Annotated in this window: 10 protein-coding genes; 6 read left to right on the top strand and 4 right to left on the bottom strand. The window is 63.5% G+C overall.

Going from position 1 to position 8796, the window contains the following annotated elements; translation table 11 throughout:
• From fliI to AC1DX0_RS25795, 3 genes are all read right to left on the bottom strand, one after another.
• A partial coding sequence (gene fliI, locus AC1DX0_RS25805; RefSeq protein WP_477357298.1) for a flagellum-specific ATP synthase FliI occupies window positions 1-1196 on the bottom strand: 1196 nt, incomplete at its 3' end.
• Window position 1197: 1 nt separating this feature from the next.
• A complete protein-coding gene (gene flgF, locus AC1DX0_RS25800; RefSeq protein WP_475457896.1) occupies window positions 1198-1923 on the bottom strand; it encodes a flagellar basal-body rod protein FlgF in 726 nt (241 codons plus the stop codon).
• A gap of 2 nt (window positions 1924-1925) precedes the next feature.
• On the bottom strand, window positions 1926-3047 hold the full coding sequence (locus AC1DX0_RS25795; protein ID WP_477220287.1) for a DUF1217 domain-containing protein: 1122 nt from the start codon (window positions 3045-3047) through the stop codon (window positions 1926-1928).
• A gap of 161 nt (window positions 3048-3208) precedes the next feature.
• On the opposite strand from AC1DX0_RS25795, the gene motA reads away from it, so the two are divergent.
• The 6 genes from motA to AC1DX0_RS25765 are packed head-to-tail and all read left to right on the top strand — an operon-like array spanning window position 3209 to window position 8042.
• Complete coding sequence (gene motA, locus AC1DX0_RS25790; protein WP_477219929.1) at window positions 3209-4084, top strand: flagellar motor stator protein MotA; 876 nt, start codon at window positions 3209-3211, stop codon at window positions 4082-4084.
• 32 nt (window positions 4085-4116) lie between these two features.
• Window positions 4117-5064 (top strand): FliM/FliN family flagellar motor switch protein, encoded by a 948-nt coding sequence (locus tag AC1DX0_RS25785; protein WP_477220286.1) that lies wholly within the window; start codon window positions 4117-4119, stop codon window positions 5062-5064.
• Window positions 5065-5081: 17 nt separating this feature from the next.
• The gene (gene fliN / locus AC1DX0_RS25780) at window positions 5082-5468 is read left to right on the top strand and encodes a flagellar motor switch protein FliN (protein ID WP_019860938.1); all 387 of its coding nucleotides are present in this window, start codon (window positions 5082-5084) and stop codon (window positions 5466-5468) included.
• 46 nt (window positions 5469-5514) lie between these two features.
• Window positions 5515-6525 carry a flagellar motor switch protein FliG gene (locus AC1DX0_RS25775; protein ID WP_477219928.1) on the top strand — a complete coding sequence of 337 codons (1011 nt, stop codon included), beginning with the start codon at window positions 5515-5517 and terminating at the stop codon, window positions 6523-6525.
• A 3-nt stretch (window positions 6526-6528) separates the two neighbouring features.
• Entirely contained in the window at window positions 6529-7611 is a 1083-nt protein-coding gene (flhB, locus tag AC1DX0_RS25770; RefSeq protein WP_477219927.1) for a flagellar biosynthesis protein FlhB, read from the top strand.
• A complete protein-coding gene (locus AC1DX0_RS25765) occupies window positions 7608-8042 on the top strand; it encodes a hypothetical protein (RefSeq protein ID WP_477219926.1) in 435 nt (144 codons plus the stop codon). The genes flhB and AC1DX0_RS25765 overlap by 4 nt, the downstream gene beginning before the upstream one ends.
• A gap of 124 nt (window positions 8043-8166) precedes the next feature.
• On the opposite strand, the gene AC1DX0_RS25760 is transcribed toward AC1DX0_RS25765, so the two are convergent.
• The coding region (locus tag AC1DX0_RS25760) for a helix-turn-helix transcriptional regulator (RefSeq protein WP_477357296.1) at window positions 8167-8796 on the bottom strand (630 nt) is incomplete at its 5' end.

The following is an 8796-nucleotide window of genomic DNA, read 5'->3' as shown; positions in this document are numbered from 1 at the left end:
ATCATCGACTTCAGCCGCGTCACCAAAGCGCGCTGTTCGACGCTCCAGGCCTTGCCGGCCAGGCGCGATATGGACGACAGCGGATTAACCGGCGGATAGCGGCCCTGTTCGGCGATCGCGCGGTCGAGTACGACATGGCCGTCGAGGATGCCGCGCACAGAATCGGCGACCGGATCGTTGTGGTCGTCGCCGTCGACCAGCACGGAAATGATGGCGGTGATCGAGCCCTTGCCTTCAGCCCCCGGCCCGGCGCGCTCGAGCAGCTTGGGCAGTTCGGTGAACACCGAGGCGGGATAGCCGCGCGCGACCGGCGGCTCGCCGGTTCCCGTCGCCACCTCACGCAAGGCATGGGCGAAGCGGGTGATCGAATCCAGCACCAGAAGCACACGGTGGCCCTGGTCGCGAAAGTGCTCGGCGACGCGCATGGCGGTGTCGGGTGCGCGCCGGCGCATCATGGCGCTCTCGTCGCTGGTGGCAACGACGGCCACGGTCTTGGCCATGCTGTCGCCTATCGTGTCCTCGAGGAATTCGCGGACTTCGCGGCCGCGCTCGCCGATCAGCGCCACGACGACGGTGTCGAACGCGTCGGCGCTGGCGAGCATGGCGAGCAGCGTCGACTTGCCGACGCCCGAACCGGCAAAGACGCCCATGCGCTGGCCGAAGCACAGCGGCGTGAAGATGTCGATGACCCTGACGCCGGTCATGAAGGCGGTGCCGACGCGCTGCCGGGCCATGGCACCGGGTGTCGTGGAACTGCCCGACAGGTCGTCGCCCCTGATCAGCGGCGGGCCGCCATCGATCGCCCGGGTGAGCGCGTCGATGGTGCGGCCCCGCCATGAGCCGTGCGGCGCCACCGCGAGCGGTCCCCTGCGGAATACGGCGTCGCCGATGCCGGCATCGGCGCTGCGCTCGAAGGGAGCGACGACGACCTCGTCGCGGCTGATCTTGACGATCTCGCCGCGGCGCGCGCCGGTCTGGCCGCGCTGTTCGACCATATCGCCCAGCCTGGCGAAATCGGAAAGTCCGCGCACCTTGTAATGCGTCGGCGTGACTTCGGTGACGAGTCCGCCACGCTTGACCAGCCCATCGGTGTTGCTGAAGCGCCTGACAACCCGTTCCAACGCGGCCAACCGGTCCTCCGGCGCAGGCTGGAGCTGGATTTCGGGTGCGCGGATGGAAGACCGGTCAAGCGACATGCTACGACTTCGAGCCGAGCGTCTTGATCGCCTCGTCGGTGGAGGAATCCGTCTGCCGCATCAGGGCAGCGGTGTTCTCGAAGGCGCGCTGGACCATGATCAGCCGCGTCATCTCCATCACCGGATTGACGTTGGATTCCTCGACGAAACCCTGGGCGATGCCGACATCGGAGCGATCGGTGACCGGCTCAGGCGTGCGCGAAGGCACGATGCCGGAATTGCCGTAGCGCACGAAATTCTGGCCGGGATCGAAATTGTAGAGACCGATCGAGCCGACAAGCTGGTCGTTCTGGCGCAGCGAGCCGTCGGCGCCGGCCTTGGGCGGGCCGTTGCGGGGGTCGAGCTGGATCGGTGCGCCGCCGGCGTCGAGCACCGGATGGCCTTCGAGCGACATCAACTCGCCATTCTCGTTCATCGAGAAGCGGCCGTCGCGGGTCATGACGGTGCCGGCCGGCGTGTCGATGGCGAACCAGGCGTCGCCCTGGATGGCGAAATCGAACGGGTTGCCGGTCTCGCTCAGGGAACCATGGGCGCCGGAGAGATAGGTCTTGCCGGACGAGGCGAAGGACACCGATTTCTGCCCGGTGCCAGACACCACGTCCTCGAATTTCACGCCGGTGGCGCGAAAGCCGACGGTGTTGGCGTTGGCGACATTGTCGGCGATCGTGTCGAGCCGGCGCTCGAGCGCCATCTGCGCGGAAAGGGCGACGTAGAGACTATCCTGCATGATCAGAACTTCAGTTTCTGCATGGCCATCATCAGGTCGGTGGAGATGCCCGACGTGACTGGCTTGGCGAAGAGCACGCTGATGGACGACACCGCGGTCGAGGTCGGATTGTTGATCTCGTACATGCTGGTGAAGCGGGTCAGGAACTTGGTGAGTTTCGCGGGATCGGTGAAATCCGTGAGATCGAGCTTTTGCTCGAACAGCTGCGCCTGCTTGTCGATGTCGGCGGTGGCGAAGGAATCGGGCAGGCCCAGTGCGGTGCGCACGACGCTTGCAAGGGCCGTGTCGGCCAGCACGTCGTACCAGCTGGTGATGTCGGGCGCCTTGCGCTGGAAATAGAGCGCCAGCCGCACACCTTCATTGGTCTTGCCGGCATCCTCCTCGAGGGTCTGGCGCAGGTACTTGTCGACGGTCGGCTGCTGCGCAGGATTGATGGTGGTGGCGTTCTCGCCATTGGCTTCGAAATTGAAGGCCAAAGCCAATCCCGCGTAAGCTGGGTTCGTCTGCTTGTTGGCGACGCTGTCAGGGTCGCTCACCTTACTTTGCAGGACCTGCTTGATCAGGTCCTTGTCCTCGGTCGCCGAGTCGAGACCGTATGCGGCCAGGGCATAGGTGTAGAGCCGGCTGTTCGACATCAGGTCGTCGACGGACTTCACCTTGGTGATGTTGGCGAGGTAGTAGGTCGTCTCGCCCTTTACATAGTCGGAGTTCGGGTCGAGGCCGGCAATCTGCGCCTGCGTGGCGTAGTTCTTCGTCACCAACTGCTGGGCCGTGTTGTAGATGGTCGCGTCAGCGCCATTGGCGGCGAAATTGAAGGCGCTGACGAACGCGGCATAGCGCTTGTCGGTCAGCTTGTTGGCGAAACTGTTGGAGTCGGTGACGCCTTCCTTGAGCGCCTTGACCATGAAGGCCTTGGCGTAGTCCATGTCCTCCAGCCCGAAGGCCTTCATGGCATACTTGAACAGCCGGTCGTTGTTGACGAAATCGTCGATCGATTTCACCTTGGTGATGTTGGCGAGATAATATTGCGTATCGCGATCGACCGTCGGCTGTTGCTCGATGCGGTCGATCGACTTCGAGATATCTTTGGTGATCAATTGGTAGCTGGTAAAGGTACTGAGCAACGTCATGCCTCCGGCCGAAGCTTAATATCGCGACAATAACCTCACTTCCTTGCGCGAAACTGAATCGCCAACATTCGCTTCCATGGCGGCCCGGATTCAAGCCTCACACAAGGCACGGGGACTATCCCTTGTAGCTGACGTGAAATGCGGAAGGACCTGCCGTGGGCATTCTGATTGGACTTGTGGTGACGCTCGGCTGCGTCCTTGGCGGCTTCATGGCCATGGGCGGGCATCTGCACGTGCTGGTCCAGCCCTGGGAAGCCGTGGTCATCTGCGGCGCTGCCCTCGGCACCTTCCTCGTCGCCAACCCAATGAAGACGGTCAAGGATACCGGCAGGGGCATTCTTGAAGCCTTCAAGCAGGCGGTGCCGAAGGAACAGGATTATCTGGAAACGCTTGGCGTGCTGCACAGCCTGATGCGCGAACTGCGCTCGAAATCGCGCAGCGAGGTCGAGGCGCATATCGACAATCCCGAAGAATCAGCCATCTTCCAGGCCTTTCCGACGGTGCTCAAGAATCACGACCTGATGAATTTCATCTGCGATTACTGCCGCATCATCATCATCGGCAATGCCCGCTCGCACGAGATCGAGGCGCTGATGGATGAGGAGATCCAGACCATCAAGAGCGACAAGATGAAGGCCTATCATGCGCTGGTCGCGGTTGGCGACGGCCTGCCGGCGCTCGGCATCGTCGCTGCCGTGCTTGGCGTGGTCAAGGCGATGGGCGCTCTCGACCAGTCGCCGGAGATCCTCGGCGGCCTGATCGGCGCCGCACTGGTCGGCACCTTCCTCGGCATCTTCCTGTCCTATGCSGTGGTCGGGCCYGTCGCCACCAAGATCAAGACGGTGCGCGAGAAGAAGAACCGCCTCTACATCATCGTCAAGCARACGCTGCTSGCCTACATGAACGGCGCGCTGCCGCAGGTGGCGATCGARTTCGGCCGCAAGACCATYTCKTCSTATGARCGGCCGACCATCGACGCKGTCGAGCAGAGCACGATGAACACCAGCAGCGCCGAGAAGAAGGCCGCTTGAGCGATGCACGACAGATCGGTGCCGACAAGGCCATGACCAGTCCGGGCAGCCCAGCGCAAGCGCGCTCGTTGATCATCGAGCGTCTGGTCGGCGACAGTGGCGAGGCCGCGCAGGTCATCGGTACCGGTCGGGCCATGGCCGAGCGCGCCGCGCCGCTGTTGCAAAAGAGCCTGACCAGCGAGCTTGGCGTTCCGGTCACCGTCGATCTCAGGGCGGTCGAGGTCAGCCGCGTCGCGGAGGCGCGCTCGCATGCCGGCGATACGTTTGCCATGACTATCGTGGCATCCTCCACGTCTTCCGATGCGATGACCTTGGTGATCGATGCGCCGGCAATAGCGATCATGGTGTCTACGCTGTTCGGCGGCGACCCGGAGACGCCGGCATCGCCGATCGAGCGCGATCTGTCGCAGATCGAGGTTGATGTCTCGACCATGCTGTTTCAGCAGGTCGCGCAGGCACTGAACGGATCGGGGCGGCGCTCGCTCGACCTGCGTCTGCCCATACCGCGCGCGATGTCGGGCACCGAAGCCAAACGGCACGTTTTGCGAGATGGCGCGGCACTGCGCATCGTTCTTGGCATCTCGACGCCAGCCGACAGCGGCACGGTCACGGTGACGATGCCGCAGCGTGTCGTGCTGGCCAGCCGCGACGGCGCCGCGAACGCCGGTGGAGATGACCACGGCGCGAGCTGGCGGGAGCGCTTTTCGGAAGAAGTGATGCGCTCGACCGTGGCGCTCGAAGCCACCATGCCGTTGGCGCGGCTGACGCTTGGTGACCTCGCCAGTCTCGAAGTGGGCCAGGTCATCGACTTCGAGGAGACGGCGCAATCAAGGGCTCGGCTCAGTGCGCGCGGCCAAACGCTGTTCGTATGCGAGTTCGGCAAACTGGGGCAGAATTACACCGTCCGAATCAAGCATCCTTTCGATGCCGGGCAGGATTTCATCGATGGGCTCATGCCGGCCGGTGCCGGGCGCGCCTGAGCTTTTGGAGACGATTCATGGCCAAGACCAAAGTGGAAGCAGAGCTCGACCAGCCGGACGAACAGCTCGACCGCGCCATCGAGGAATTGCGCGGGGTCCTGCATGAGGAAGAGCAGCGCCCCGACGCGGCGTTCAGGGCCGCGGCCGGCGCCAATTCGAACGTCATCATGAACATCCCCGTCGATGTCCAGATCATCCTCGGCAGCACCGAGATGGCGGTTGCCGACCTGATGGCATTGCAGAAGGGCTCGACGGTGGCGCTCAACCGCCGCATCGGCGAGCCGGTCGACGTCGTGGTCAACGGCCGCAAGATCGCGCGCGGCGAGATCACGGTGCTCGAAAGCGACCCCTCGCGCTTCGGCATCAGGCTGACCGAAATCATCGCCGGCACGAAGGGCGCCTAGACATGTCTGGTGGGGCTTGCCGGTTGCAGCGGAGGCGAGAGGCAGCATGACGCCGCTGGCGACCTTGACGCGCGCGCAGAAGGCAGCCGCCATATTGGTGGCGATGGGCAAGCCGTCCGCCAGCCGCCTCTTGAAATTCTTCAAGCAGGAAGAGCTGAAGGCGCTGATCGAGGGCGCCCGGCTGCTCAGGACCATTCCGCAGAGTGATCTCGAGCGCATCGTCGCCGAATTCGAAGCCGAGTTCACCGAAGGCGCCGGCCTGCTCGATTCCGCCGACAGGATGGACACGATCCTCAACGAATCGCTCTCGCCCGAAGAGATGAGCGCGATCATGGGCGACAAGAAATTCGAGGTCGCGCCGGAAGGGCCGCCGCCCATCTGGCCGGAGCTCGAGAAGCTCGAACCGGCACGGCTTGGCACCTTCCTGGCCGGCGAACATCCGCAAACGGCGGCCATGGTGCTGTCGAAGCTGGCGCCGCAGACGGCGGCGGGCGTGCTTTTGACGCTGACCAAGCCGATGCGCGGCGAAATCATCAAGCGCATGGTGACGATGGCCAATGTTCCGGATGCCGCTGCCAGGATCGTCGAGAACCGGTTGCGGACCAGCGTGCTGGCGGAGACGTCGACCAAGGACACTTCGGCGGGACAGGCGCGCGTCGCCAGCGTGCTCAACGAATTGGACAAGCCGCTGCTTGAAGAGGTCATGCAGGATTTGGAAGCCGCCGGCACGCCAGACCTCGACGGTGTGCGCGCCCGGCTGTTTGCTTTCGACGACCTGCCGCTGCTCACCCAGAAGGCGCGCGTGCTCTTGTTCGATGGGCTGTCGACCGAGCTTGTCACGCTGGCGCTGCGCGGCACCTCGGCGGCGCTCGCCGAATCCGTGCTGTCGGCGATCGGCGCACGGTCGCGGCGCATGATCGAAGCCGAACTCGGCCAGGGGTCGGAAGGTGTTCCTCTCGCCGACATCATGACGGCGCGCAAGACGATCGTGTCGACGACGATCCGGCTGTCGCGCGAAGGCGCGTTCGAACTTCCCGCGACGCAGGACGCCGCCTAAGGCATGTCCGACGCCACCGACAAGGACTCGAAAACCGAAGAGGCGACGGAAAAGAAAATCCGCGACACCATCGAACAGGGCAAGCTGCCCCATTCGAGGGAAACCGCTCTCCTCGCCTCCTTTGTCGCCATACTGGTGTTCACCGTCTTCTATGCCAAGGACGCCGTCATCGACCTCGGCGTGTTCCTGTCGACGTTTCTCGAGAAGCCSGAAGCCTGGCCGATGGACACCGAGACCGATGTCATCGCGCTCTACAAGCTCGTCATGCTGGAAGTGGGCCGTGCCCTCGTCAGCCTGCTGGTGCTTTTAACCGTTGCCGGCATCGGCGCCTCGGTGCTCCAGAACATGCCGCAATTCGTCGGCGAGCGGATCAGGCCGCAGCTTTCGCGCATTTCGATCACCAAGGGCTGGACCCGGATGTTCGGCGCCCAGGGCTGGGTCGAGTTCCTGAAATCCCTGGCAAAGGTCGGCTTCGCCATCACCGTGCTCACCTTCACGCTGTCGGAGGATCACCGCAAGCTGCTTGCCGGCATGATCACCAATCCCGTCGCTTTCGGCCTCGTCATCCGCGGCATCGCGGTCGACATACTGGTGGCGATCGTCTTCGTCATGGGACTGATCGCGGCGATCGACATCGTCTGGTCGCGCTTCCACTGGAAGCAGGACCTGCGCATGAGCAAGCAGGAGGTGAAGGACGAGTTCAAGCAGTCCGAGGGCGACCCGATCGTCAAGTCGCGGCTGCGCTCGCTGGCGCGCGATCGCGCGCGCAAGCGGATGATGACGGCGGTGCCGCGCGCGACGCTGATCATCGCCAACCCGACCCACTTCTCGATCGCGCTCAAATATGTGCGCGACGAGGATTCGGCGCCGCTGGTGGTGGCCAAGGGGCAGGATCTGGTGGCGTTGAAAATCCGCGAGATCGCCAAGGAGCACAACATTCCGATCTTCGAGGACGTGGCGCTCGCCCGCTCCATGTACAAGCAAGTTTCGGTCGATAATGTGATCCCGTCGCAATTCTACCAGGCCGTCGCCGAACTGGTGCGGATCGTCTACTCGAAAAAGGCTGAGCGCAGACAGATTTCATGAACCGCCAACCGCACGCAAAATCCCGCGAGATCATCGTCGCCAGCGCCATCGAGCAAGTGGTCGGCGAACTGAGGCTGATCGATGTCGCCGATTACATCGCCTTCATCCGGCTGGAGCATTTCGCCTGCCTGTCGGATCTGGTCGATTCAGCGGTGGAGCTGTTCTTTATGCCGGGCACGCTCAGGCTCGGCCATGGCGGCGAGGCGCATGTCGACTGGAGCGGCAGCCCGCGCATCGTGCTCGACCTGGAACTCAGGCCACCCGGTGTGACCGTCTATTTCCAGCTGACGCTGAGCGATGCCGGCAACTCGGTCGCGGTCAACTACGTGTCGTTCGAAAAGCCCGGCGAGGACCCCGAGCACAATACGGCGCTGCTGGAAGCGGTGATCGACCAGGCGCGGATACGAAAGGTCGAGCCGCTGGCCTTCTAGAGCGTTTCACCGTTTCATGGAAACGGCGAACCGCTCTAACTCTTTGTTTTGACGCAATTCCTGACGGAAAACCGCTCACACTTTTCCTGGAATTGCTCTAAGGCCTGAGCGGCTCATCGTTTCATTACTCGATCAGACCAAGCCGCAGCGCCTTGGCGACTGCCTGGTTGCGGTTGACGGCGTTGAGCTTCTGCGTCGACTGGGTGAGATACTGGTTGGCCGTGTGCACCGACAGCTTCAGCAGCCGCGCGATCTCCTCGCTGGTGTTGCCGTTGGCGGTCAGCTTCAGGCATTCGAGTTCGCGCTTGGAGATGGCGCGCATCCTGCCGGCATCACTCGGACGGATACGCGCTACTGCGGCGAACAGCGAAAAGCAGCGAGCGTGGATTTCGTAGAGCGCGTCCTGCGGCAGCGCGATCTCCGATCCCAGGAAGACGACAAGGCCGCATTGGCCGCGATCGGCGTGGACGGGAAAGGCGATGCCGCTGGTGCCGGGTGCCAGCGGCGCCATTTGCGCGGTCCAGGCGAGGTTGCCGAACGTCTCGGCCATCGCGGCGACGCCGTCATCCGTCCACCAGCGTGGCTCCGTCGAGTTGTGGGTGTGGCGCACGATCTCCTCGCCATTGGCGCCGGATATGAACTTCGTCGCCACGGCAATGCCGGGATAGTCGGAATCGAAACACGGGACCAGCCGCGCCCGTTCCGGTGACGGGCTGACGAAGTACAGGCCGAAGGCCGAGGCATTGATGTCGAC

It is taken from the genome of Mesorhizobium sp. P3_A9, assembly GCF_056402975.1.
This window is presented reverse-complemented; position numbering and strand designations above follow the sequence as displayed.